24 protein-coding genes and 1 riboswitch are annotated in these 25,906 nt (G+C 59.3%); of the genes, 6 read left to right on the plus strand and 18 right to left on the minus strand.

The window, feature by feature from the left end; genetic code table 11:
- Positions 1-90: 90 nt before the first annotated feature.
- The 4 genes from GVI59_RS11710 to GVI59_RS11725 all read right to left on the minus strand — a co-directional run bounded on the left by GVI59_RS11710 (position 91) and on the right by GVI59_RS11725 (position 3,589).
- On the minus strand, positions 91-579 hold the full coding sequence (locus GVI59_RS11710) for a helix-turn-helix domain-containing protein (RefSeq protein WP_173574407.1): 489 nt from the start codon (positions 577-579) through the stop codon (positions 91-93).
- Between the two features lie 80 nt (positions 580-659).
- On the minus strand, positions 660-2,243 hold the full coding sequence (lnt, locus tag GVI59_RS11715; RefSeq protein WP_173574408.1) for an apolipoprotein N-acyltransferase: 1,584 nt from the start codon (positions 2,241-2,243) through the stop codon (positions 660-662).
- A gap of 27 nt (positions 2,244-2,270) precedes the next feature.
- The gene (locus GVI59_RS11720) at positions 2,271-3,119 is read right to left on the minus strand and encodes a GNAT family N-acetyltransferase (protein ID WP_173574409.1); all 849 of its coding nucleotides are present in this window, start codon (positions 3,117-3,119) and stop codon (positions 2,271-2,273) included.
- Complete coding sequence (locus tag GVI59_RS11725) at positions 3,116-3,589, minus strand: Fur family transcriptional regulator (RefSeq protein ID WP_194299123.1); 474 nt, start codon at positions 3,587-3,589, stop codon at positions 3,116-3,118. The genes GVI59_RS11720 and GVI59_RS11725 overlap by 4 nt, the downstream gene beginning before the upstream one ends.
- Before the next feature lie 215 nt (positions 3,590-3,804).
- Here GVI59_RS11725 and GVI59_RS11730 point away from each other — a divergent pair, with 215 nt between their 5' ends.
- The gene (locus GVI59_RS11730) at positions 3,805-4,059 is read left to right on the plus strand and encodes a sulfurtransferase TusA family protein (RefSeq protein WP_173574411.1); all 255 of its coding nucleotides are present in this window, start codon (positions 3,805-3,807) and stop codon (positions 4,057-4,059) included.
- A 5-nt stretch (positions 4,060-4,064) separates the two neighbouring features.
- Here GVI59_RS11730 and GVI59_RS11735 read toward each other — a convergent pair whose 3' ends face one another.
- The 6 genes from GVI59_RS11735 to GVI59_RS11760 all read right to left on the minus strand — a co-directional run bounded on the left by GVI59_RS11735 (position 4,065) and on the right by GVI59_RS11760 (position 9,698).
- On the minus strand, positions 4,065-5,150 hold the full coding sequence (locus GVI59_RS11735; RefSeq protein ID WP_173574412.1) for a glycosyltransferase family 4 protein: 1,086 nt from the start codon (positions 5,148-5,150) through the stop codon (positions 4,065-4,067).
- Between the two features lie 90 nt (positions 5,151-5,240).
- Positions 5,241-5,465: a hypothetical protein gene (locus GVI59_RS11740; protein WP_173574413.1), complete on the minus strand. Its 225-nt coding sequence runs from the start codon at positions 5,463-5,465 to the stop codon at positions 5,241-5,243.
- Positions 5,465-6,061: an HAD family hydrolase gene (locus GVI59_RS11745; protein ID WP_173574414.1), complete on the minus strand. Its 597-nt coding sequence runs from the start codon at positions 6,059-6,061 to the stop codon at positions 5,465-5,467. Before GVI59_RS11745 ends, GVI59_RS11740 begins: the two co-directional genes overlap by 1 nt.
- Positions 6,061-6,531: a hypothetical protein gene (locus tag GVI59_RS11750; protein ID WP_173574415.1), complete on the minus strand. Its 471-nt coding sequence runs from the start codon at positions 6,529-6,531 to the stop codon at positions 6,061-6,063. The genes GVI59_RS11745 and GVI59_RS11750 overlap by 1 nt, the downstream gene beginning before the upstream one ends.
- 15 nt (positions 6,532-6,546) lie before the next feature.
- On the minus strand, positions 6,547-7,686 hold the full coding sequence (locus tag GVI59_RS11755) for a DegT/DnrJ/EryC1/StrS family aminotransferase (RefSeq protein WP_173574416.1): 1,140 nt from the start codon (positions 7,684-7,686) through the stop codon (positions 6,547-6,549).
- Positions 7,683-9,698: an SDR family NAD(P)-dependent oxidoreductase gene (locus GVI59_RS11760; protein ID WP_173574525.1), complete on the minus strand. Its 2,016-nt coding sequence runs from the start codon at positions 9,696-9,698 to the stop codon at positions 7,683-7,685. The genes GVI59_RS11755 and GVI59_RS11760 overlap by 4 nt, the downstream gene beginning before the upstream one ends.
- Before the next feature lie 88 nt (positions 9,699-9,786).
- On the opposite strand from GVI59_RS11760, the gene GVI59_RS11765 reads away from it, so the two are divergent.
- The 3 genes from GVI59_RS11765 (at position 9,787) to GVI59_RS11775 (ending at position 14,525) form a co-directional block, all read left to right on the plus strand.
- The gene (locus tag GVI59_RS11765; protein WP_242013071.1) at positions 9,787-10,821 is read left to right on the plus strand and encodes an MraY family glycosyltransferase; all 1,035 of its coding nucleotides are present in this window, start codon (positions 9,787-9,789) and stop codon (positions 10,819-10,821) included.
- A gap of 111 nt (positions 10,822-10,932) precedes the next feature.
- Positions 10,933-11,135, plus strand: a riboswitch (cobalamin riboswitch).
- Positions 11,136-11,368: 233 nt separating this feature from the next.
- The gene (locus GVI59_RS11770; protein WP_242013072.1) at positions 11,369-13,498 is read left to right on the plus strand and encodes a TonB-dependent receptor; all 2,130 of its coding nucleotides are present in this window, start codon (positions 11,369-11,371) and stop codon (positions 13,496-13,498) included.
- Positions 13,488-14,525, plus strand: coding sequence for a HoxN/HupN/NixA family nickel/cobalt transporter (locus GVI59_RS11775; RefSeq protein WP_173574419.1), 1,038 nt, complete (start codon positions 13,488-13,490; stop codon positions 14,523-14,525). The genes GVI59_RS11770 and GVI59_RS11775 overlap by 11 nt, the downstream gene beginning before the upstream one ends.
- A gap of 177 nt (positions 14,526-14,702) precedes the next feature.
- On the opposite strand, the gene GVI59_RS11780 is transcribed toward GVI59_RS11775, so the two are convergent.
- From GVI59_RS11780 to GVI59_RS11790, 3 genes are all read right to left on the minus strand, one after another.
- On the minus strand, positions 14,703-15,149 hold the full coding sequence (locus GVI59_RS11780; protein ID WP_173574420.1) for a hypothetical protein: 447 nt from the start codon (positions 15,147-15,149) through the stop codon (positions 14,703-14,705).
- Positions 15,150-15,504: 355 nt separating this feature from the next.
- Positions 15,505-15,849, minus strand: a complete 345-nt coding sequence (locus tag GVI59_RS11785; RefSeq protein WP_173574526.1) for a MarR family transcriptional regulator — start codon at positions 15,847-15,849, stop codon at positions 15,505-15,507.
- Between the two features lie 261 nt (positions 15,850-16,110).
- Positions 16,111-17,535 carry a leucyl aminopeptidase family protein gene (locus GVI59_RS11790; protein WP_173574421.1) on the minus strand — a complete coding sequence of 475 codons (1,425 nt, stop codon included), beginning with the start codon at positions 17,533-17,535 and terminating at the stop codon, positions 16,111-16,113.
- A gap of 125 nt (positions 17,536-17,660) precedes the next feature.
- Here GVI59_RS11790 and GVI59_RS11795 point away from each other — a divergent pair, with 125 nt between their 5' ends.
- Both GVI59_RS11795 and fdxA read left to right on the plus strand, forming a co-directional pair.
- Positions 17,661-20,282, plus strand: a complete 2,622-nt coding sequence (locus GVI59_RS11795) for a helicase-related protein (protein ID WP_173574422.1) — start codon at positions 17,661-17,663, stop codon at positions 20,280-20,282.
- A gap of 183 nt (positions 20,283-20,465) precedes the next feature.
- On the plus strand, positions 20,466-20,798 hold the full coding sequence (gene fdxA, locus GVI59_RS11800) for a ferredoxin FdxA (RefSeq protein WP_173574423.1): 333 nt from the start codon (positions 20,466-20,468) through the stop codon (positions 20,796-20,798).
- 350 nt (positions 20,799-21,148) lie between these two features.
- Here the strand turns inward: fdxA and GVI59_RS11805 are convergent, their stop codons facing one another.
- From GVI59_RS11805 to cyoA, 5 genes are all read right to left on the minus strand, one after another.
- A complete protein-coding gene (locus GVI59_RS11805; RefSeq protein ID WP_173574424.1) occupies positions 21,149-21,445 on the minus strand; it encodes a hypothetical protein in 297 nt (98 codons plus the stop codon).
- A 141-nt stretch (positions 21,446-21,586) separates the two neighbouring features.
- On the minus strand, positions 21,587-21,922 hold the full coding sequence (gene cyoD / locus GVI59_RS11810; RefSeq protein WP_173574425.1) for a cytochrome o ubiquinol oxidase subunit IV: 336 nt from the start codon (positions 21,920-21,922) through the stop codon (positions 21,587-21,589).
- Positions 21,922-22,527: a cytochrome o ubiquinol oxidase subunit III gene (gene cyoC, locus GVI59_RS11815; RefSeq protein WP_173574426.1), complete on the minus strand. Its 606-nt coding sequence runs from the start codon at positions 22,525-22,527 to the stop codon at positions 21,922-21,924. Before cyoC ends, cyoD begins: the two co-directional genes overlap by 1 nt.
- Positions 22,527-24,518, minus strand: coding sequence for a cytochrome o ubiquinol oxidase subunit I (cyoB, locus tag GVI59_RS11820; protein WP_173574427.1), 1,992 nt, complete (start codon positions 24,516-24,518; stop codon positions 22,527-22,529). Before cyoB ends, cyoC begins: the two co-directional genes overlap by 1 nt.
- Before the next feature lie 7 nt (positions 24,519-24,525).
- Positions 24,526-25,449, minus strand: a complete 924-nt coding sequence (cyoA, locus tag GVI59_RS11825) for a ubiquinol oxidase subunit II (protein ID WP_173574428.1) — start codon at positions 25,447-25,449, stop codon at positions 24,526-24,528.
- Between the last annotated feature and the right edge of the window lie 457 nt (positions 25,450-25,906).

The raw sequence follows: 25,906 nt of genomic DNA on the forward strand, positions 1-25,906 counted from the left end.
AGAACCCGCCGCCAGAAGCAGAATATCGTCAATATTCCAGATCGGGCTCCTGTGGGATGACTGAATTCTACAAAATGACCCGAAATTGCCTCAAGTGTGAGAAATCCGCGTTGAGCGGATCAGGTCCAGCACGCGCTTTCTGACCCCTGAATCGGGGATACGGTAATAGGCGCGGACAAGTTCGAGCGTTTCACGACGGGACAGCACAGCCGCATCGACCGTTGCCTGAGAAGAGGTTCCCGGCATCGGCGGTCCGCCGAAGCCCTGCTGCGCCTCCGCAAATCCCATCACGGACCCGGCCTGCGTGGTCTCGGGAGGTGCGGCGGTCGGAGCCAGAGGCATATCGTCGTAGAAAAATCCGATAGGCACGTCGAGCACCTTGGCGATCTCGAACAGACGCGAGGCGCTGACCCGATTGGTGCCACGTTCATATTTCTGGACCTGCTGAAACGTCAGGCTGATCGCCTCACCCAGCTTTTCCTGGGACATGCCCAGCATGGTGCGACGCAGACGGATGCGGGCTCCCACATGGGCATCAAGATCACTGACCCGTGTCCCGCCATCTTCTGCTGTCGCCATAACCTCGTCCCCCGGAACACCCCCACCTGAGGGTTAGAAGAAGGTAAACATACAACCAGAGGATGAATTTGTTAACTAGATTAACGGTCAGACCGCAACCGCCACCCGGAACGTGATGGAAACAGCGCGACCAGTGCGACAAGCAGACACAGGCCTACAGGGATTTTCTGCCCGAACCGCGCGAACAGGGTTGGCGACAATGCAGGCGGCATGGCCCTGACCAGAACGCCCTCAATCCCCCACTCCAGCCTGCCGAGATCGTGTCCGCGTGCGTCATAAACAATCGATACGCCGGTATTGGCGGCGCGGGCCACGGGCAGGCCTTCCTCAACAGCCCGCAATCTGACAGCCGCCAGATGCTGCCGGGGACCGGCGCTATTTCCGTACCATGCATCGTTGGTGACATTCACCAGCCAGCCCGGACGGTCATGACGGTCAACTACATGTCCGGAGAAAATCACCTCGTAACAGACCAGCGGGCCTGCCGCTTCAAGGCCGGGCAGATGCCAGCTTCTCGGGCCGGGGCCGGGCGTCATGCCGCCGCCGGGCACCACCTGCAAAGGCAGAAAACGCGGCTGGTACTCACCGAAGGGCACAAGGGTCGCCTTGTCGTAGACTGCGGCGACTCCTCCCGTTTCATCAAGCGCCACAACGGAATTGCGCCAGTGCTGATCCGGCCCCATCCGCAATGTGCCGACAATCCCCGCGCTGGCGCCTTCCGCTGCCCGGGCGATCATGGACCGGGCTTCCGGATCTTCTTCCAGCACGCCGGGAAAAGCCGTTTCCGGCCAGACATAGACAACCGGATGCGCCGCACCCTGTGTCCGACCGCTCTCTTCCAGAGCCTGAGCCACGCCACGCTGGGTAAGACCCAGATAACGTCCGAACACTCTCTGCATGTCGGAGCGGCTGATCTTTTCCTGTTCCGGCACATTCCCCTGCACCAGCGCCACGACAGGCGTGGTCGGACCGGCAGAAGCAACGTCGGCCTGATGCGCCAGACCGTAGAAACGCAGCGCGCCACTTCCTGCCCAGAGCATGAGCGTGAGAACACCAGCCACAGCCGCACGGCGGCCCAATGGCATGGTCAGCGCAAGAATCACGGTCAGAAGCGTCAGACCATCAACGCCAATCCATGCGACGGGCTGGATCATGACATCGCCTGCAAGACCATGAATGGCCCAGTCACTGCCGAGCGGATTCCATGTGAAGCCACTGAACAGAAACTGACGTCCCATATCGCACAGCGTCCAGACCGCCGCGAACAGAACGCACCGCCGCCATCCTGCCGGAACACAGCGACAGACCGCCGCCGGAACCGCAGCGAAAGGCGCAAGAATGAGCGCGCAGCCAAGAGACGGAAACGGGACGAACCACCAGAACTCGCTAGCGCGGATCAGAATGGCGTTGATGAGCCAGTAAAGACCGACCGCATGCAGACCGAACCCGAAGGCGAAACCGGCCAGCGCCGCCTGCCGGGTGGTCTGAGCGCGATCAATCGCCCGCATGAGCACCAGAAATGCAAACGGCAGAAGTGGAAGAAGATGCAGCGGCGGAAATGTGAGGGCTGCCAGACCACCTGCGAGAAGCGGTTTCCCCATACCACGCAGGGCAACGCCGGTCCGTCTGAACAGACCTGCCGCCCTCCGGTCAGGAGAACTCATCGGACCAGAAACCGGACCGCGCTGCCCTCAGTCGAGAGCGTCACGCAGCCTACGTTCATAGTGACGATAATATTTGTCGGTCATCAGCTCGCTTTTCACGAGAACAGCGACATCGGTGGTCTTGAACTGGGGGTCCACCACCGCACCGTCACCAACATACCCACCAAGCCGCAGGTAGCCCTTGATCAGCGGCGGCAGACGGGTGAGCGCCCGGCGACGGTCAAGGGTCAGCGGGTCCTGCCGCAGCATTTCCACGCGACGGTCGGGCAGGGCCTTCACCCGCAGCGCAGGAGGCGCAAGGTGATTGTGATAAAGGTAGGTCAGCTCTTCGCTCAGTTCCTCGGGATTGGTCCCGGGCAGACTGGCGCAGCCGAACAGAACGTCGATCTTGTGCAGGAAAATATAGGACGCGATGCCGCGCCACAGCAGTTGCATCGCGGCACGCCCGCGATAGCGGACATCGATGCATGACCGCCCGACTTCCAGCAGACGACCGGGAAACTTTTTCAGCGGACCGATATCGAACTCGCTCTCGCTGTAGAAGCGGCCAAGCTTCGCCGCCCGGTCTCCCTGCATGAGACGATAGGTTCCAACCACGCCCGCCGCTCCGGAAGAAACGGCGTGATCGATCACCAGCAGGTGGTCGGCATACTCATCGAATTCATCCATATCGCGCTTGAGGCGAAAGGCGCGCTCATCGGGCTGCGCCCCCATTTCCTCGAAAAACACGCGATAGCGAAGTTCCTGCGCGGCCTCGATCTCTTCCGGCGTGGACGCAATCCTCACGCCGAGATTGCCGCCGCGCAGTTCGTGAAAACCGTCGCGGTCCAGATCAAGAGCGGAGAGGCCACCGCCTTGCGGAGTTTCAGCACTCATTTGCCGGTCCCCCGCGCTTTCTTTGCTGCTTTCGGACGCTCGGTCTTCGCCGCCTCCGGGGTCGGCAGACGCCGACCGAACAGTTCAAGACGCATGGAAATCAGTTCGAATCCAAGACGGTTGGCAATCTGACGCATCAGCGCTTCATGCTCCTCGTCCTCGAACTCCAGAACCTTGCCGGTTTCCACATCGATAAGATGATAATGACGACCATGCTCGGTCGCCTCATACCGGGCCCGTCCGCCACCGAAGTCACGGCGTTCGAGAATGCCCTTCTCTTCGAGCAGCCGCACGGTCCGATAGACCGTGGCGACGGAAATCTTGGGGTCCAGCTCGGACGCCCGGCGATACAGCTCCTCCACGTCGGGATGATCTTCCGCATCCGAAAGGACACGGGCGATCACGCGGCGCTGGCCGGTCATCTTGAGCCCACGTTCCACGCACAGACGTGCAATGCGGGAATCGGACAGATCTTCTGCCTTGGCTCTGGAGCCCTGACGGAACGGAGATGGGGTAGAAGCCGGACTCACGGCATACGTCCTGCTGCCTGTGTATGCGCAACCATATGCTTCGCCTAGCTGATTTCCACGCGGTTTGTCCACTCACGCTCCGCGCTTTGTTTGGTATTTACCACATAATTCCGTGGAACTTGAAGCCGCCCGTTCCTGCGGCCACATAGAACGCCATGAAAGAGCCTGACGCCCCTCCCCTTCTTCTGGATATCACCAGCGAAACCTGCCCCATGACATTCGTGCGGACCCGGCTCGCCCTGGACGGCATGCCTGCCGGCGGTCTGCTGCGAGTCACGCTTCGTGGCGAAGAGCCGCTGAAGAATGTCACACGTTCCGCCCAGTCGCTCGGACACACGATTCTCGCCACCGAGGAAGCAGCCGGCGATGGGCGTCACATCCTGACGATTCGCAAGAAGGAAGAAGGCTGAGGCCGTCAGACCGGCCCGCAAACCTCCCGGGACAGCGCGACATATCGCTGCGCATAGGCGACTGAACTCAGAGTCGTCTTCATGCGCTCCTGCGCCTTTTCGACACGCTGTTTCGCCGCTTCCGGATTCTCTCTGACCGCCCGAATCGCAGCGGCGAGCGCCGCGGGATCACCCGGCGGCACATAAAGAACCGCATCGTGATCAAGATAATCCGTCAGGCCGCCGCAATCCGTGGCGATGACCGGCACGCCGAAATAAATCGCCTCGAGAATCACGGTGATTCCCGAAGCATGACGATTCTCGCTCAACGGCACCACCACAACATCCGCCTGCTCATAGGCTGCGAACAGCGTCGCGTTGTCGCGGATTTTCATCACTTCAATGTTGCGATGCCCCTTGGCTGCTCTCGCCGCCGCCCTGGTGCTGCTGGCAATCCGCAGCGTCGCATCCGGCAGGGATGACATGGCCGTGCAGAGTGTCGGCCAGTCACGATGCTCGTCATTGCCCAGTGACAGGACTTTCATCGGGCCATTGTTATGAGGGCCACGGGCAGGACGCATGCCATCCGCCTTGATACCGAACAGAACGCTCTCCACGCGCACCCATGGGAACAGGCCGCGGGCGTCCTGACAGTTCAGGGACGACAACGTGGTGAGCACATCCAGCCGATGCAGCAGAAAGCGGTAGAGCAGACGACGCGGCCACGGCTGCTTCGCCCATCGGTCCACCAGCCAGACTGTCTGGCCGAGCAGTTTGGGAACGCGTCCCCGCGTCAGACGGAAAAGCAGCAGCACGCCCAGCGTCTGGGACTCCGTGTGGGTCCACACAACATCCGCCGCCAGAAGTTTCTCGCGATTCCGCCAGGCATGGACGACATCGAACCCGAGGATGGCGCGACCGGCGTAACGAATCAGTTTCTGAAGCCGTGTCTCGGGATAATCGGACGCATAAGTCACCTGCACGTCGGGAGACGCAGCATGGTTATACCCGTAGGCATGCTCCTCATTCAGGCCGAGCAGCTTGCCCGACCGCCAGAGCTCTCCCCACGTCTCGTTGCCAAATCCCCGGGCCAGATGCACGAAAACCTTCATTCGGCCACTCCTCAGCTTGCCTGCCATACTCACGACGGATGATCCTGCGCTTTCTTCACGATCTCTGTGGCAAAACAGAGATGGAAATGCTCAGCGCGGTTTATCTGTCAGCTTATTGCCTGTTTCCGTCGTTGTATCGGACTGAATAGCATCAGCCGAAACGGGAGCCATGACTGCGGCAAGACAGTTCGGACAGTAACACCCGCTGTTCTGTTCGGCAGGAACCGGCAGTCCCGGCGGCAGTTTCATGCACCAGCACTCAGAAGACGCCAGACATTCCAGTGGCGCGTCACAGCGGACGCAGCGGGTTTCCATCAGGCATCTCCGCGAAAGTCCGACCATGGACGCACATCTTCCGCCGACATCCCGGCCGCATGAGCCGCTTCAAGCCCTTCTGTGCTGTCTTCAAACACCAGACAGCCCGGTGGCTTCACACCCAGTTTCTTCGCTGCCAGCAGATAGATGTCAGGAGCAGGTTTCGGACGCGCCACATCCTCGATCGTCACGATCGCATCAAAGACTTCCAGCAGACCGATGGCCGCAAGAGAGGCTTCCACCACTTCCCGCGACCCGCTGGACGCCACGGCGAGCGGCAGTCGTCCCGCCCATTCCCGCACCAGAGCCACGACCGGCACGTTCTGCCTCACGCCGGGAAGGCGGTCTCGCACCCCTTCCCGTGTGGCGGCCATGATGGCGGCCCGGTTGAGCGTCACGCCGTGCGTTTTTTCCAGTTCAGACAGGACCATTCCCTCGGAATAGCCCCGACGGCTGAAGAACCAGTCCGGCGACACGTCGAGGCCGCCCCTGCTCTTCAGAGCCTCCAGCCACGACGCCAGATAAAGCGGCAGGCTATCGACCAGGGTGCCGTCGCAGTCAAAGATCAGCGCTTCCGTTCCGGCTGCGACCTGCATCAGGGGAAAGCCGACCGGGGGAAAACCTGGCCGTCGGCAAGTTTACGCAGCGGCGCGAAGTCCGTGTCCGAGAAGCTTTCCGTGCGCACTTTCGAGCCGTCCGGTGATTCCAGAAAGACGGTATTGTTCCAGTCCGCCGCGCTGATTCCCGTCCAGAGCGTCAGCACGACCGGGTCGGCATGGCCGTCGGTGGTGCCTTCAAGCTCCACACGCGCATCGCCACTGGAAGGCGGCGTCTGGCTCAGCGGTCCCCAGCCACCCGGATGACGCCTGAACCAGTCATTCAGCATCGCGACCTCATCCTGCGTGAGCGGACGGGATTGCCGCATCGGTCCGGCCACAATCTTGCCGCTGGTCACTTCCGGGAACTTGACGGCCACGAAATTCGGCAGCGCCGCCATCCAGATCACCAGCGCCGTTCCGATCGTAAACACCAGAAAGGTGATGATGAACGCGGTTTCCTTCCTCATAGTCCTGTCAGTCCTTCAGCCACGCACGGCGGCGATCACGCGGGCGACCTCCGCGTCGGTCAGTTCGGGGTGAATCGGCAGCGCCAGAATCCGCTGCGCAAGGGATTCGGAGACCGGCAGCGCAACGCCATCATGATGCCCCCGGTAAGCCGGCTGATGATGCAGCGGCAGCGGATAATAGATCGCCGACGGCACACCTGCCGCCTTCAGCCGCTCCTGCGTCGCACTCCGTTCGGCAGAATCCTTCAGCAGCACGGAATAGATCGCCCAGGCGCTGGCGCTGTCCGGCACGCGGGCGGGCACGGTCATCACATCCTTCAGCCCTGCGTCATAGGCGTTCGCAATCGCATCGCGCCGCGCCAGCTCTTCCCTGAATACGTCCAGCTTGGCCAGCAGAACCGCCGCCTGCAACGTGTCGAGACGCCCGTTCATGCCGGTGCGCAGCACTTCGTAACGGGTCTTGCCTTCGCCATGCGTGCGCAGCGAACGATAAAGATCCGCCCGTTCCGCATCATCGGTCAGGATCGCGCCGCCATCGCCATAGCCGCCGAGCGGCTTGGACGGGAAAAAGGACAGGGTCGTCGCCACGGCTTCCGCGCCGAGATTGCGGCCATGATACGCCCCACCGAAAGACTGGGCGCAGTCATCCATCAGGAACAGGCCGTAGTCCGAAGCAATCTCGCGCAACGCATCCCATGGCGCGGGCTGGCCGAACAGATCCACACCGACGATCGCCCGGGGCTTCAGCCTGCCGTCCTTACGGACCTTTTCGATCCGCTCACGCAGACTGGCCGGGTCGATCTGGAAGGTGGCCGGATCAACATCGACGAAGACCGGCGTCGCGCCCAGCACGAGAGGCACCTCCGCCGTCGCCGTGTAGGTGAAAGCCGGGAGAAACACCGCGTCGCCGGGGCCGATATTCTCCGCCATCATGACGATCTGGAGCGCGTCCGTGCCGGACGAAACACCCACGCAGTGACCGACTCCCGACCATGCGGCGAGCCGCTCTTCCAGTTCCGTCACTTCCGGACCGAGCACAAAGCGACAATGCTCCAGAACAGTATCGATCCGCTGCTTCAGCGGCGCGCCGAGGCGACGCTGCTGGGCTGGGAGATCAAGAAAGGCAATCGGCTTCTGCCCGTCCGGCGTGCTCATGAGGTCAAGCTCTCCCTGTCCTGATCGGTGCCCGGTGCGACGCCATTCGCCTCACCGGTCGCGTTGTGATCGAATTCCGGCACAAGATAGCGCAACACGGCCATCGCCGCTTCCGTGTCTCCTGCATGCGCCAGAACAGCAATCCGGTCTACCGCGTGCGCCACATCCTGATAGTCCACAACACGCGGGGCAGCCATCAGCAGCCCCGGCGCATCGGTCGGGACGGGCGCCTCGCGGCCATGAAACAGTTCTTCAAACAGTTTTTCACCGGGCCGCTGACCTGTGAAGATGATTTTCACGTCTTCGTCGGGACGCAACCCTGCAAGCCGGATCATCTGCCGCGCCAGATCGACGATCCGCACGGGCTGCCCCATATCAAGCACGAAGATGCCGCCATCCCGCAGCAGCGCATCCGTTCCGGCAACGCGTTCCGTCTGCGATGGCTTCTCGGCCATATCCTGCTCGAAGCGGAAGCCGTCGGTGCCCCGGACGCTGGCCTGCAGGACGAGCCCGACCGCCTCCGGCACGGTCATGAAATAACGCCGCATGTCCGGATGCGTGACGGTCAGCGGACCGCCTCGTTCAAGCTGCCGGCGGAACAACGGCACGACCGAACCGGTTGAGCCCAGTACGTTACCGAACCGGACGGTCACGCAGCGCAACGGCTCTCCGGCATGACGCGTGGCGATGTCGAGCGCCTGACAGTACATCTCCGCCGCCCGCTTGCTCGCGCCCATCAGACTGGAAGGATTCACCGCCTTGTCGGTCGAGATCATCACCAGCGCCCGCACGCCATGACGCCGGGCCGCATCCGCCACGATCCGCGTGCCGACGACATTGGTCAGCAGTCCTTCGCAGGCGTTCGCCTCGACAATCGGCACATGCTTGAGAGCAGCCGCATGAAACACCAGCGCCGGACCGAACTGCGCGAACACCTCATCTATGCGGTCGCTGTCGCGCACATCCGCCACGACCACGCTGCGCGAAACATGCGGAGCCAGTTCGCCCAGTTCCACGTCGATCTGCCAGAGGGCGAACTCGCCGTGATCCAGCAGCACCAGATGTTTCGGACCAAATCCCGCGATCTGCCGCGCCAGCTCGGAGCCGATGGTGCCGCCTGCACCAGTAACCACCACGACCTCACCACGGATCATGCGATCCATACCCGCTCTGTCGAGCGGCACCTGCGGCCGGTTCAGAAGATCCTCGATAGCGACAGGACGCAGTGCGATCCTGTCCGCAGGGGTCAGGTCGGTGAGAACCGGCGCCCGCATGACGGCGATTCCGTACGTCTCGGCGGCTTCCAGAACCCGTGCGAGACCGCCTCCCCGAAAATTCGGATCGGTCACCACCAGCGTGTCCGGAAGAGTGTTCTGAGCGGCCATTGCGTTCAGCAGGGTCGCCACATCCGTCACATGGCCGAGGATCGGCACATTATGAATACGACGACCGGCCTGATGCGTCCCCTGCCCGATCAGACCGGTCACGCGGACGCCCGCCTCCGGATTGCGGTCGAGCGCCCGGAGATACAGGTCGGCAACCTGATCCGCGCCGATCAGCACCACCCGGCGCTGTGCGATGCTGCGTCGCGTGATCCCGTTGCACAGGCGATAGGCCATGCGCAGGCCGCCCAGCATAGCCGTGAGCGTCAGCGCGTAGATGAGCGGAAAAGTCGGACTCGGGAGCGGAAAGCCGGTGGCATAGAGCCCCAGCGTGAACAGCGCCGAACTGGCGATGGACGCGCCCGCAATGCCGAGAAGATCGGACAGGCCGGAAAAACGCCAGTATTGCTGCGGCATCCTGAACGGCAGACCGCTGACCACCAGAGTGATCGCCCCTCCCGCCAGAAACCACAGCGGATGCAGCAGCCCGTCGCGCGGCGCGGCCAGCCAGCGGGCGAACGGCGCGGCGACGGCGGCAACACTGCCGTCAAGCAGGACGTTGACCAGAATCCGATTGAGTGGTCGCAGCCGGGTATTTCTCGGCGCGACATCCGGGCGTTGCGGGACTATCACGCTCGCCGTATAGCCCAGCTATGCGTCGGCTAGAAGCAACGAAGCCGAGGTTTTTCATATCAGCTCGTGGCTTTCGATGTTTCACATGTATCCGGCTCTCGGCCTTCTGCTTCTTGCCTACATCATTTCGGCGCTTCTCTGCCGCCGGATGATCGTGGTCGCCGTGCTCGATACGCCGGGGCATCGCAGCGCGCATACGGCTCCGACACCGAAGGGCGGCGGCGTCGGTGTGATCGGGGCTTTCCTGCTTCTGTTCTTCCCGATGCGGCATCTGTGCGGTCTGCCTGCCCTCACACCGGACAGCGTGACATTCTGGGCGGCAGTCGCCCTTCTGGCGGCCATTTCCTGGCTGGACGACGTGTATCAGTGGTCGCCCCTGATCAAACTGACCGCCCAGATTCTGTCCGCCGTGATGGTCACCGCCGCCATTCTGCCCGTGAGCGCGTTTTCCAGCCCGACATGGTTTCTTCTGGCCGCCCTGTGCGCCACCGTGTGGGCAGTGTTCGTGACGAACGCGGTCAACTTCATGGACGGTCTCAACGGTCTGGTTTCCGGAACGCTCTGTCTGACGTTCCTGTGCCTGACCCTGCCGTTCTGGCCTTCGGACACGCCTGAACTCCGCCTTATCGCAGCTCTCATGACTTTTGGACTGCTGGCGTTCCTGCCGCTGAACTTTCCTCACGCCCGTATCTTTCTCGGCGATGTCGGCAGTCAGGCCTGCGGGCTGCTCATCGCCGCTGCGGCGCTGATGCTTGCAACGCCCGCCATCGCGCCAGCGATTCCTGACCTTCATGCGGCCCTGCTGGTTCCCTGCCTGATCGCCGGGCTGCTGTACGACGTGGCCTTCACGCTCATTCGCCGCACTTTCGCGGGAGAAAAGCTGCTACAGGCGCATCGGGGGCACCTCTACCAGATTGCCTTCCGCTCCGGTGTGCCGATGCCGGTGGTGACCCTGCTGCACTGGAGTTTTGTCCTGTGGGGTGCGGGCATGTATGCGCTCCTCGCCCTGCCGCCTGTCGGGTCGTCCTGGTTCGCTATTGCAGCGGTTGTTCTGCCGCAGGTGTTGTGGACGGCGTTCGTGATTTTGCGGGCGAGGAAACATCCGGTCGGACGGTGGTAGTCCGGAGGCGCCCGGCGCAGAGTTACGAAATGACCGGAAAGCGGCCCCCTGCCATTGGGAACGCCCTGCCTGAGCTTCCTCTGAAAGATTGACATAAGCTGCTCATTGCAGTTCTGGTGCATCCCGCATGGTTCTTCATCCTGTTTCGGCGGGATGAAGCTAAGAGGGAAGTCCGGTGTAATACCGACGCTGTCCCCGCAACTGTAAATGGCGAGTTGCCAATCGCTGATGTCACTGGAAGCCTTGCTCCCGGGAAGACAGATTGGCCACGATGACCCATGAGCCAGGAGACCTGCCATGCATGTTTCAACCACCGGCGGGGTGTCCGGGGCGGCTGTGTCTGGCGTCCTGGTTTTTCGTTGCACAAACCGGACGCGCATGTGTCTGCCCTGTTCCTGTCATACTGAACAGGGCTCAGATGACTTTACTGTTTCCGGATAGGCAGACCGAACGCTGCAGTATCCTTCGTTACCCGCGATTGCCTTTGCACCAGTGCTATCCGGTTTTCTCCCTCTGCTTCTCGTTCCTGCTTGGCGGTCTGCTTTCCATGTCAGATGACGCAGTCGCTGCGCCAGAAGCTTCCCCTCCGCCCGGAAGCAGTCAGGAAACGACCGCATCGAAAGAATCGAAAGACACGCGCTCCAGACAGATCAGATCGACAGTTGAACAGATCAACGTCACAGCCTCCCGCCGCAACCTGCTGGGGCGGGCCGAGACGGCGAGTGAGGGCTCCATTACAGCCCGGGAAATCCAGCTCAGGCCGGCTTATCGTGTCGGTCAGATTCTGGAAGCCGTGCCCGGTCTGGTCGTCACGTCCCATTCCGGCGAGGGCAAAGCCAACCAGTTCCTTCTGCGCGGCTTCAATCTGGATCATGGCACCGATCTCGCCACCTTCGTGGATGACATGCCCATAAACGGCGTCAGCAACGCGCACGGTCAGGGTTATACGGACCTCAATTTCCTGATTCCCGAGCTGCTGTCAGGCGTGGATTACACCAAGGGACCGTTCCACGCCGATATCGGAGATTTCGGCGTTGCGGGCTCGGATCACATGAAACTCGCGGATGATATTCCCCGACAGATCTCCCTGAGCGCCGGAACACTGGGAGATTATCGCGCCTATCTGGGAGGGACAGCCCATCTCGGAAATGGCGATCGCTGGATCAACGCCTTCAGTCTTTCCCACACCGATGGTCCATGGAAATATCCTGACAACGCCAGAAGCATCAAGGCGATGAGCCATTATACGCATGGCGATTCAACGAACGGCTTTGATGTCACCGGGATGTTCTATCGCGGGCAGTGGCGCGCCACGAACGATCAGCCTCTGGCCGCCTATAGCGAAGGGCTGATCGGTCGATATGGTTCGCTCGATCCGACGGATGGAGGATTTTCAGAGAGGTACAGCCTGTCCGGCCACTATCATCTTGCCGACGACAACTGGAAATGGGTGACGAGCGCCTTTGCCTCGCACGACCGGCTGACATTGTGGAATGATTTCACGCATTATCTGGATGATCCGATTAACGGGGATCAGCAGCAGCAGGATGAAACCCGCACGACCGTCGGTGGCAGCAGCACTTATTCACGGGAGGACCATGTCGGACGGGTCAGAACAGACACGCAGCTTGGTGTGCAGGGACGGTATGATTTCCTGTATGTCGATCGGCGGCACACACGGCAACGCGTGACGCTGGCAGGCTGCCCATCCAGTCTGGAGGCAACGGTTCCCTATCTCTGCAATGCGGACGACATCAATCTTGGCTCGGCAGGGATGTTCGCTCAGAACACGACGCACTGGCTGCCCTGGTTCCGGATGGTCATGGGGCTGCGTGAGGACTATCAGGGCGGCACGGACAGCAATCTGGTGGATGGCAGTCTGACACGCAAACATCAGTGGCTTTTTCAGCCCAAGGGAAGCCTGATCTTCGGTCCGTGGAAGAAAACCGAATTTTACCTGAGTGGAGGACGAGGTTTCCATTCCAACGACTTCCGGTCAGTATCCGGGTCTTACGCTTCGGATGAATTTGCCAAGGGATCGGTCAAAGTGCCTCTGATGACATCCGCTGTCAGCGGAGAAGTCGGAGTGAGAGCCACTCCCCTTCATCATCTGAATGTGCAGGCGGCCGCCTTCATCATCGATTTTGATTCCGAGCTCAGTTACGACGGAGACGCTGGCGTCACCTCGCCCGGTCCAGCCAGCCGCAGGCAGGGTGTTGAACTCTCCGCGCAGTACAATCCGTTTACCTGGCTTGAGTTCAATACCGACCTGTCTTTTGCGAAGGCGCGCTATCAGGCTAAAAACCTGGCCAGCTACGGCATTGATGGACACTATGTGACAAACGCGCCCAGTTTTGTCTGGTCTTTCGGTATCATTGCTGATCGTGGGCCATGGTATGGCGGTCTGCAGGTCCGCTGGCTTGGCGGTTATCCACTGGTTGAAGACAACAGTCTGCGATCGAAGGGCTATCAGGAGGTCAATCTGAACATCGGTTACCGCTTCACGAAGACTCTCAAACTGGAAGCCAGCGTCTTCAATGCCTTCAATGCCCACGCCTACGCTGCGCAATACGCCTATGATTACCGCCTGACACCGACCTCGGCGGTGCAGTCCGGAGCGACCGGCCATCCCATTGAGCCTATTTCGGCACGATTTGCGGTGCAGTATGGCTTCTGATCTCGCACTGGGGCACCCACCCACTCTCCGCCTGCGCATCATCGTGCTGGGGACATGTCTGGTTCTCGCCAATCTGGGAATCTGGATATGGGCGCTGGTGCTTTTCAGACACTCTCCTGTTCTTCTGGGGAACGCCCTGATTGCTTACGGGTTCGGCCTCAGACACGCCGTGGATGCGGACCATATTGCCGCCATTGATAACGTGACGCGTCAGCTCATCCAGATGGGCAAACGCCCGCTGACACTCGGCCTGTGGTTTGCGCTCGGACATTCAACGCTTGTCGTGATCGCCGCATTCAGCACGATCATGCTGTCCCACGCCCTACAGGATCGTCTTGAAGCCTGGCGAAATATAGGCGGCGTGATCAGCACAGTCATCTCGGCAGCCTTTCTGTTCATCCTCGCTCTGATCAATCTTCTGGTTCTGCTCTCAACCTGGAAGACCTATCGAAACGCCAGAAAGCACCCGGAAGAAAAGCCTGAGAACATCGAGAAACTTCTGGGACAGAAAGGTATTCTGGCGCGTCTTCTCCGTCCCCTGTTCAAACTTGTCTCCAAAAGCTGGCACATGTTTTTTCTCGGCTTTCTGTTCGGACTGGGGTTTGACACGGCGACAGAGGTTTCCCTTCTCGGACTGTCGGCCTCCGAAGCCAGCCGAGGCATTGCCGTTGCCTCCATCATGATCTTTCCAGCGCTTTTTGCCGCAGGGATGTCGCTCATTGATACGGCTGATGGCGTGCTGATGACAGGCGCCTATCAATGGGCCTTTGTCGATCCTCTTCGGAAACTCCGTTACAATATCGCCATCACTCTGGTTTCTGTTCTTGTCGCACTCGTCATAGGCAGTATTGAAACGCTCGACCTCATCGCCGACCAGTTCAATGCACAGGGGACGTTCTGGAATATTGTTTCGTCACTTGGCGATCACTTCAATACACTCGGTTTTGTCGTTATCGGAATGTTTGCATTGGCGTGGGCTGGATCGGCTGTCATCTACCGGTATGGCAGGAGAAAACAGTCGGTCTGATCGGCAGGACGGGGTGTAACCTGCCCGTCTCGAGATCAGCACAGTGATATTGGATCCGGTTTCAGGAGAGCAGAAAAGCAGACTTCACGAAACGCTTTCGCTCTCCATCACAAACCTCAACAAAAAACCGGAGACCTTTCGATCCCCGGCTCGTATTCCCATCGCTGATGGCAGCGTTTATTTCAGACGCTCGAACGTCAGACCACCGGCGCCGGCAGAAAGACGCGCACCTTTGGCGTCGCTCTCCAGCTTCAGGCGAACGCCGTGCTTGTTCTCCAGAATAGCGCCACCCAGTCCGCTACCCAGCGTGGCTTCACCGCTTGTCGCGGCAAAAGTGCCTTCCATATCGGCGGCATTGTGCAGGTTATAGACAGTACCCTTGCTGACTACCTCAGAGAAACCAACGGCGGCGATCTGACCGCCGGTAACCTTGTAGCGATACGTCTTTTTGTTGAACGTCAGACGGGCGTCGCCCCACGTGTAACCAACACCAAGGTCAGCCGATTTGGTCTTGATGGTCAGAGTGGCGGAGGGCGTGCCGAGCGTATCTGCCGCCATGGCAGGGGCTGCGAAATACGTCGCGGCAGACAGGGCGGCGGCAACGGCAAAAGGTGTGAAACGCATTGTGGGCTCCTTAATTTTCCCAACAGAACCTGAAAGGTATCGGCGTCTATTGTGCAGAGACAACGCCTGAACCCTCATCCGGTTCACCGGGCCATTCAGCCACAGTCCTGTCCACTCATCAAATCAGGTCTCACCCCTGAAAAAGGCATTTTATACTTCATCGACAGGGGACAAGGCTGGACTCCGGAAAGGATTCGCAGCCCCTTCGTCGTATCAGGCCGGAATCAAAGGACCTGTGTTCTTGTGGGATTCGGGACAAACCCCGAAAGCCTGCGTGCAAATCACACCCACGCCATAAAAAAAGGGCCGCTCCCGGGAGCGGCCCTTTTTAAAAATCCCAGTGAACGCAAGCCAATTAGGCAGCACGACGTCCAGCGCGTGGCGCACGCTCTTCCGAACCTTCCTTGCGGGCAGTCGGAGCGGCTTCCCCCATGATGGAACGGATTTCGCGAAGATAGGCAGCACCCTTCAGCGTGCGCTGAACCAGCACGGAACGACGATCAAGCGGATCAACCTTACGACGCGCCAGATCCAGTTCGCCCAGACGGTCGAGAGCGCGGGTGATGGCCGGCTTGGACACATTCAGCTCGGAAGCGAGACCGCGAACGGTGTGACCTTCTTCCTGAAGGTAGCAGGTCAGGAACACGGCCAGCTGGCGAGCGGAAAGATCCGGACCGTCACGACGGACGAGCGAAACCATTGTGTCGCGCAGCGTATTGACCAGCTGGTCAGCTGTCGCGTTCGTCTGGGTCTTCGCCGCGGCCTTCGCTGCGGATGCGGTCCGAAGTGTCGTTGTCCTGGCCTGAGCCATCATATTACTCCCTGTTTTCAGACAGGTAAGGTTAGCACCCTGTCCGCTGACACGCAGTCAGCTTTATCTCTCATTGCAAGCACATATAGATTGTTCTGATACGATTTAAAGCCGTAACAAATGAATAGTTTTTCAGGTAAATCGTTATTCTCACGAATTTAATAAATCCGTCATGCCCAGCACACGCGGAAGAGCAGCGTAGATTGCCCGTAACCCTAGGATTTCCCCGCCTTCTGGCCTTCCCCGACGCGTTGAATCATTCCACGCATAGCTGTCGATATGCGTCCAATGCACATCAGATTCAACAAAACGCTCAAGAAACAAAGCAGCGGTTATGGCTCCCGCGAAAGGTTTCGAGGTGATGTTATTGAGGTCCGCCACAGAACTCCTGAGCCAGTCGCGGTATCCATCCCACAGAGGCAGTCGCCAGAAAGGATCGGAAACGGTTTTTCCCGCTTCAAGCAGCCCCTCGACCATTGCATCATCATTTCCGAGCACAACCGGCAGATCAGGACCAAGCGCCACACGCGCCGCCCCGGTAAGAGTCGCCACATCAATAAGCGCTGTCGGATGGGCTTCACTGGCTTCGGTCAGCAGATCAGCCAGCACCAGTCGCCCTTCCGCGTCGGTATTGCCGATTTCAACGGTCAGGCCGTTTCGGGCTGTCACAACATCAAGCGGCCGCATCGCCGTACCGGAAACCGAATTCTCCACGCAGCCAAGACGTAATTCCAGTCGCAAAGGCAGATCCCGCGCCATGATCAGACGCGCCAGCGCCAGAACGGTCGCGGCCCCTCCCATATCCTTCTTCATCCGCAGCATCCCGGATGCAGGCTTGATGTCGTAGCCGCCGCTATCGAAGCACACGCCCTTACCCACCAGAGACAGCAGCGGCGCGTCTTTCTTCGCTTTCGAGCCGGACCAGTGCGCCACCACAACACGCGGACGGCGCTCGGACCCGTTTCCGACATGCGCGACCAGCGGATAGGCGGCTTCGAGCGATTTTCCCTTGATGACCTTCACCCTGGCGCCGAACGGTTCCAGCGCCGCCTCAGCGGCCTCGGCCAGATCTTCCGGCCCAAGCAGATTGGCGGGTGTATTGATCAGGTCGCGCCCCAGCCAGATCGACTGCGCCATTTCCAGAGCCAATGGGTCAGGCTTTTTTTCATAAAGGCGAACCTGAAGAGGCTTCGTTTCGCCAAGAGCATAGCGATAGGCGCCAAGAGCGAAGCCCAGCACGGCAATGCCCCGATCCACGTCATCCGGCAACGACAGGGTCCAGACACCCTTCGACAGACCTCTGGCCAGACCGCCGAATACGAATGGGTCGATCCTGTCGGGAGATGGCAGTCCCAGCAGCGCGGTCACCTCGCCCGATGCGGCCGGCACCAGCGTCAACTGCCCGGATGCGGCCGTGAATCCTGTATCCGCCGCAAAACGCGCTCCGGCCGCACCAACCAGAGATGTCAGTTCCTTGAGGTCGGCAGTCCGGACGCCATGCACAACGTGAACCGGCTCCCGCACGCGCCCCGTAACAAAGCATTCCATCTTTTTGGCCAATCCATCAGCACCCATCGGACATCTCCAGCTTCATGAACGATCAATGGGCGCAGGCTGCGCCCGAACATCCCCGGACGCAACATCGCCCGCGATCACAACCGGCCCTTGCATTTCCTGTCGAGCCATCGGACCATGCCTGCATGACAGGGTTCCCTACCCACCCGTTTTCACTTCGCTCGCTCCCCGCCTGCGCTCCGGCGGGCGCCGACGGTTCTTTCGCCAGATCGTCCGGTCATGCTTTTCATGGCGCGTCCGGTCGCGAGACAGACCACCATCTTCACGCCATTCTCGGACCGACCAACACGGGCAAGACGCATTTCGCCATCGAGCGGATGCTGGCCCATCCCTCCGGCATCATCGGCTTTCCGCTCCGGCTTCTGGCACGCGAGAATTATGAGCGGCTGGTCGCCCGCAAGGGGGCTTCCCGCGTCGCGCTGATCACCGGCGAGGAGAAGATCATCCCGCCCGACGCGCGGTGGTTTTCCTGCACGGTCGAAGCCATGCCCGTCGATCGGCAGGTTTCCTTTCTCGCAATCGACGAAATCCAGCTCTGCGCCGATCCGGAACGTGGCCATATTTTCACGTCCCGCCTGCTGCATGCGCGCGGCACCGGCGAGACGCTTTTCCTCGGGGCGGAAACAATCGCCCCCCTGATGCGTCGGCTGGTGCCTGAAATCACCATCGACACCCGCCCCCGCCTGTCGGCCCTGACCTTTACGGGTCCGGCACGACTGGAAAAACTTCCGGCACGCTCAGCCATTGTCGCTTTTTCGGCAGCCGAACTGTACGCCATTGCGGAGTTGATCCGCAGCCGACGGGGTGGATGCGCCGTGGTCATGGGGCAGATGTCGCCCCGCACGCGGAATGCGCAGGTAGAGCTCTATCAGAATCGGGAAGTCGATTACCTCGTCGCCACCGACGCTATTGGCATGGGCCTCAACATGGACATCGCCCATGTCGCCTTTGCCGGCCTTTCCAAGTTCGATGGCTCACGTCGCCGCCCTCTGACCGCTGCCGAGATTGCACAGATCGCCGGACGGGCCGGGCGTGGTGCGAAAGACGGCACGTTCGGCACAACCGGACGCTGTCCGCCGGTGCCTGATCCGATAATCGAGGCTGTTGAAAACCATCAGTTCGATCCGCTCGAACGGCTGATCTGGCGGAATGACAGACTGGATTTCTCCAGTCCCCGCGCCCTGATGGCCAGCCTGTCCGTACCGCCACCGATGCGCGGCCTACAGGCCAGCGAGCCGACCAGCGACGCCTTAATTCTCGCCACGCTGGCGCACGAACCGCAGATCATGACGGCCGCCACGGGCCGCGCCCGCACAAGACTGCTGTGGGATGTCTGCCAGATTCCCGATTTCCGCAAGATTGGCGAGCGGAGCCACGCGCAGCTTTGCAGCCGCGTGTTCAGTCTTCTGGTGGAGCAGCGTCGTCTGCCCGCGACATGGATGGAAGAACAGTTGGGACGTCTCGATCGTGTGGACGGCGATGTCGATACGCTCATGCAGCGCCTTGCCGGTATCCGCATCTGGTCCTACATCGCCAACCGGGAAAACTGGGTCACAAATGCTCCCATGTGGCAGGAGCGTACACGACTTGTCGAAGACAAGGTTTCGGACGCGCTGCATGAGCGTCTTACGGCCCGTTTCGTGGACAGGCGCTCGGCCCATCTGATCCGACTGCTCGAAAATGAAAGCAACGCTCCGCTTCTCTCGGCGGTCAAAAACGACGGCGAAGTCATTGTTGAAGGGCATCCGGTCGGCAGGATGCAGGGCTTCCAGCTCCATCTTGATCCGGACCTGCCGCAATCGGACCGCGCCACCCTCGCTCGCGCCGCCCGTCGCGCTCTGAAAACCGAGATCCCCCTGCGTGTGCAGGCCTGCCAGCACGCCGATGACGCTGCGTTCGTGCTCGACCACCAGACGGGTGAAATCAGTTGGGAAGGCATCGGGATCGCCCGCCTGCGTGCGGGGCGAGACGTGCTGCACCCAACAATCATGTTGCGGGGCGACGATCTTCTGGACACCCGCCAGCGGGACACTGTCCGGGCGCGTCTGTCGGATTTTGTCTCGCGTCATATCGCCCGGGAACTGGCTCCTCTTTTCAGGGTCCACGCTCTCGCAGCCGCCAGCGCCGACACCCGCGGCGCTCTGCATGAAATGATGGAAGGGGCCGGGCAGGCCCTCGCCCGCTTTCCGCTGACAAAGCATCATCCTCTCCATCGCTTGGGAGTGCATTGCGCTCTGGGGTGGCTCTATCTGCCCGCACTACTCAAACCACGCCCCATGCGTTTCCGTGCGCTTCTGATGGCCGTGCATTCCGGTGCGGAGCCGATAGAACTGCCACCTCCTTCCGCCGTCTCGGTTCCGGCGGCTGCGTTTCCTGCCGCGCATTTTGATGCGCTTGGATGGCCTGCCTGCGGCCCAGTCCGACTCCGCCTCGACATGGTGGAGAAACTTGTCAGAACATTATCTTTCCGCACACGACAGAACAGTGTAGCGTTGCCTGAGTATTTCGCTCCCTGGCTCGGCACCAAGACGGCGGATGTGCCTGCCATACTCCGCTCTCTGGGCCTGCGGCTGGAAGCCCCTCGTCCTCTCCCGTCCAATATGGCGGGCCCCAATCCGTTCTGGATGCTCTCCAAACCCCAGAACGGTCCGAAAAAACATCACTCACGGTCAGCAAAATCACGACGACCCGCAAAGGAAACACCCTTTGCCATCCTCTCATCCCTGCTGGCCCGCACGCCCGCCTGAATCTCTTTCACGCAGCCGTGCATATGGGCCATTCGGCAACACCCGTGCGTTTTCCGCACCAATGGCTTGCTTCTGTAGGAAATCCGCCGCATAGGTGCGCCTCGATATGCGGGCTGAGTTCCGACCGTCCGTTCACACCCGGCTTTGACGCCAGTGTCAGGCCCCTGATAATCGGAGATGACGATGACCTACGTGGTCACTGAAAACTGCATTCGCTGCAAGTTCATGGATTGCGTGGAAGTCTGCCCGGTAGACTGCTTCTACGCTGGCGAGAATTTTCTCGTCATTAATCCTGATGAATGCATCGATTGTGGTGTTTGCGAACCGGAATGCCCGGCCGAAGCCATTTTCCCTGACAGTGATGATCGCGCCACGTCCTGGGCTGAGATCAACACGAAATATGCAGCACTCTGGCCGAACATCACCCGCAAAGGCACAGCACCTGCGGATGCGGAAGAGTGGAAAGACAAGCCGAACAAAAGAGAGCTTCTCTCTCCGGAGCCTCAGAAAGACTGAGCAGACATTTTTCCGTGTCTGGACAAAGCCTGCCTGTAAAAGGGCAGGCTTTTTTTATGGGCTGCCGGGTTCAGGGGAGGAGAAAGACGCCACTCCTGCCCACTGGATGGGACCAAACAGGGGACGGTTTACCCATACAGAAATATTGGCCTTTCCGGGCTTTGTCCCGAACCCCACAAAGGGCCTCACTCCCTTTGATCCCGGTTTATTAAAATTAACCGGGAAAGAGGAGAAGTGCTTCTGTTTGCTGTTGGCTTAATGAGCATCTGGTCGCCAACGTGTTTGCTGGCTGCCAAGCCGCAGTTTGACTCTTCTTTCAGATCCTGAAATCTGAAATGGAGGACATCTCCTCATTCCGGAGATCTTTGGTCATCAGTCGTGTTTCCCCAGCGCCAGCGCCAGTCTCCATCCGTCCGAGCCTTGCAGATCAGAACAAACGAAACGATTGCGATCCCATCGACAAGCATGACAAGGCCTTCGGCCAGCAATGGTCGAGACACGTCAATCCAGGGAACGACCAGAGTCGGAATCAGCGTTACTCCTAAAAAGAGTATCCACAGACTCCATCCCTGCCAGCTGATGGGCCGCCCGGCACCATATCCATAACGTCTGACAGCGAACCAGGCCTGAGAAGAGTGTCTGCCCATCGGCCTATTCCCATTTCTGTCGATCCGCTATCACTGACAATCTGATTGCAGCATGTCAAAAAAAAAGCCCCACCCGAATTAACGGGCAGGGCTTTTCCAGACCATGCGTCCGGCCGCCGCAGCGACCGGACTGACAATCTTTTAGCGCGACATCATATGTGCGGCCGTGTTGTCCATGATGAACATCGTACCGACAAAGAAGATCGCAACAAAACCAAGGGTAAACAGGAAGACCTTGTTATCCCAGGCCTGCTCGGCTGTTGTGCTCATGTGCAGGAAGAAAATCAGATGAACGACCACCTGAATCGCTGCCAGCACGGTAATGGCCATCAGCGTCGCGGATGGTGAGAGGCTATGCCCCATCACCACGATGAACGCTGCGGCTGTCAGGATAACGGCAAGAACAAACCCGATGATATACGAGGTTGCGTTACCGTGGCTCGAGCCCCCATGGGCTGCTGAATGGTCGTTACTCATCAGATCATGCTCGCCAGATAGACATAGGTGAACACGCAGATCCACACGATGTCGAGGAAGTGCCAGAACAGACTCAGCATGGTGAGCTTGTTCATCATACGCTCATTGATCGCGCTCACGCCGGACAGCTGGATGATCATGACGACCAGCCAGATCAGACCACAGCTCACGTGGAGACCGTGAGTCGAAACCAGGGTGAAGAACGCCGACAGGAACGCACTGCGATCCGGACCAGCGCCATCAGCGATCATATGAGCGAATTCCCTGACTTCAAGGAACACAAACCCAAGACCAAGGAGGAAGGTCACGGCCAGCCACATCTGGACAGATTTGATCTGACCCTTGTGGGCCGCGATCATGCCGAAACCATAGGTGATGCTCGAGATCAGGAGGAGCGCTGTTTCCAGCGCAAGCCCCGAAATTTCGAACAACTCCTTGCCTGTCGGTCCACCGGCATACTGGTTCCGGAGGACTGCAAAGACGGCGAACAGCGATCCGAAAATGATGCAGTCCGTCATCAGATACACCCAGAACCCGAACACCGTCGGAAGTTCGTGGTGTTCGTGCTCTGCGTGCGCGTCAGAGAGAGTTGTATCGTGCGCCATTACTCAGCCGCCTGTGCCATAAGTTTGCGGGAGTGCTCGTTCTCGATCCGGGCAACTTCCTCGGCGGGGATGTAGTAATCAACATCCTGGTTCGCACTGCGTGCGATAACCGTCGCGAAAACACCCACAAGTCCGATCGCAGCCAGCCACCAGATGTACCAGATTGCAGCGAAACCAAGCACGAAGCTGAACGCACCGACCAGGAAACCGGCCGCCGTGTTCTTCGGCATGTGAATCGGCTGGTAAGGTCCACCTGCCTGACGGGTGTCGATACCGTTTTCCTTGTCGTGCATGAACGCATCGAATTCATGAACGTGCGGAACGATAGCGAAGTTGTACGGCGGCGGCGGTGAAGACGTCGACCATTCAAGCGAACGACCATTCCACGGATCACCGGTCACATCACGGTTTTCAGCAAGGTTCATGTCACGGATCGAGACATAAAGCTGCGTGACCTGACAGACGATACCGAACAGGATCATCACGGCGCCGATTTCAGCAATCAGAAGCCAGGGATGCCATGCCGGGTTGCTGTAGTGGTTCAGACGACGCGTCATGCCTTCGAAGCCGAGGACATAAAGCGGAACGAACGCAAAGTAGAAGCCGACAAACCAGCACCAGAACGCCCGCTTGCCCCAGGTTTCGTTCAGCTTGAAGCCGAAGACCTTCGGGAACCAGAAGTTCATGCCGCAGATATAGCCGAAATACACACCGCCGATGATGACGTTATGGAAGTGGGCGATGAGGAAGAGACTGTTGTGAAGAACAAAGTCAGCAGCCGGGATCGCCATCATCACGCCGGTCATGCCGCCGATGGTGAAGGTGATCATGAAGCCGACAGCCCAGTACATCGTGGCGTGAAATTCAACGCGCCCCTTGTACATGGTGAACAGCCAGTTGAAGAGCTTAACGCCCGTCGGGATGGAGATGATCATCGTCGCGATACCGAAGAACGCGTTGACGTCAGCACCTGCACCCATGGTGAAGAAGTGATGAACCCAGACGACGAACGACAGCACCATGATGGCGCAGGTCGCATAAACCATCGTCGCATAACCGAAGATCGGCTTCTGGGAAAATGCCGGAACGACTTCAGAAAACACGCCGAACGCCGGGATAACGAGAATGTAGACTTCCGGATGACCCCACGTCCAGATCAGGCTGAGGTAGAGCATCTGGTTGCCGCCACCATCATTCGTGAAGAAGTGCATCCCGAAATAACGGTCAAGGCCAAGAAGAGCGATAGCCACGGTCAGAACCGGGAAGGCGATCATGATCAGCACGGAGGCGCAGAAAGCCGTCCATGTGAACACAGGGATCTTCATCCAGGTCATGCCGGGAGCACGCATCTTGACGATGGTGACAAAGAAGTTGACGCCGGTCAGCAGCGTGCCGACACCCGAAATCTGAACTGCCCAGATATAGTAGTCGACACCGACACCGGGGCTGAACTGGTTTTCGGACAGCGGCGGATAAGCCAGCCAGCCGCACTGAGAGAACTCACCGATGAACAGTGAGACGTTGATCAGCGCGAAGGCGACTGCCGTCATCCAGAAGCTCAGGTTGTTCAGGAACGGGAAAGCAACGTCGCGCGCACCGATCTGAAGCGGCACCACGAAGTTGAACAGAGCCGTCATGAACGCCATCGCCATGAAGAAGATCATGATCGTGCCATGGGCCGAAAAGATCTGGTCATAGTGATGTGGCGGCAGATAGCCGGGGTTACCCGCGTAGGCCAGCGCAAGCTGGGTACGCATCATGATGGCGTCGGCAAAACCGCGCACAAGAGCAAGCAGAGCGACGACGACATACATCACCGCCAGACGCTTATGGTCAACGGAAGTCAGCCACTCTTTCCAGAGATAGCCCCACTTGCCGAAATACGTAATCAGGCCGAGAACGGCGATACCAGCTATCGCGACGCCGAGGAACGTGCCGACAAGGATCGGCACATCCAACGGGATATCCGCGAACGATAATCTCCCTAGCATTTTGATCCTACTCCTTCATGTTCATGTCGGACATCGCGGACTGAACGTGGATCATTTTGCCCGTGCTCTTGTCCATGACCATGCCGTTATTGTACTTCGCCACGATCTGGTCGAAGAGGTTCGGCTCGACATGAGAATAGTATTTGACCGGCTCGGCCTCGCTTGGAGCAGCAAGACGCGGGTAGGTCTGGTCATCCAGCTGATCGGATGAAGAACGTACCTTCTCGACCCATGCTGCATACTGATCCTGCGGCATTGCGAGTGTACGGAACTCCATGTCGGAGAAGCCGCGACCACTGTAGTTGGCGGACTCACCGAGGTAGTCGCCAGCTTCCGTCGCCATCAGATGAAGCTGCGTCTGCATGCCCGCCATGGCGTAAATCATGGAACCAAGACGCGGAATGAAGAACGAGTTCATCACGGCATCGGACGTGATGACGAAGTGAACTGGTGTGTTCACCGGAATTGCCAGCTGGTTGACTGTGGCAATGCCTTCATTCGGATAGATGAAGAGCCATTTCCAGTCCAGGGCAACAACTTCAACCTCGAGAGGCTTCGTCGTCGCTTCTGCGTCCAGCGGACGATACGGATCCAGCGAGTGGCAGGTCTGATAGGTGATGACTGCCAGATAAATGATGATCAGGGTCGGAATGCCCCAGATCGCCGCCTCGATCTTGTTCGAGTGGCACCATTTCGGAAGATACTCGGCGTCCGTGTTGGACTCCCGGTACTTCCAGGCAAAATAGCATGCCATGATGATTGTCGGGACAACCACAATGAGCATTGCGACCGTCGACTCAACGATCAAGGTTTTCAGTTGGTCTCCCACTGGCCCCTTGGGGTCCAGGATGTCCCAGTCACATCCCGCCAGTGGAAGCACCGAAGCGAGACCAGCCAGTCTGGCTGCTCCCTTCAGGTACTTGTTTCTCATCGTACGTCCCTCGATTCTGACATACTTGTAGGTCTCTCTCCAACAAGGTCGTTCCGGATCACACCTGCCCACAGGCACAGATCGCTTCCGTCCACGTTGCATTACAACGATTCAATAATCCCACAATTTAGTTATCACAATGCACCATACGCCTTTCCGTTCCGCTGTTTCCTGCCAAAAGCAGGCCAGATCACCCCAAAGCTGACATCACGTAATATTTCAATATATTTCATTAAGGTGGTGTCAGATCAATTTACCGCAACAAACCCGACCTTTCTCTCTTTCCCATCGCTTCACAGAATTGCCATTCTTCTCAAAATTTTTCGAATAAGTGTTATTTTTTTGGATATGCCATGCATCACACGGGGGGGACACGCTCACTGAACGCGGACATTCCACGAGTCAAAAAAAGCCCCGACCTCATGAGGCCGGGGCAGAGTCGCGCCAATCAGAAGAA

This window comes from Acetobacter sicerae, from assembly GCF_011516765.1.
In the GTDB taxonomy this organism is placed as follows: domain Bacteria; phylum Pseudomonadota; class Alphaproteobacteria; order Acetobacterales; family Acetobacteraceae; genus Acetobacter; species Acetobacter sicerae.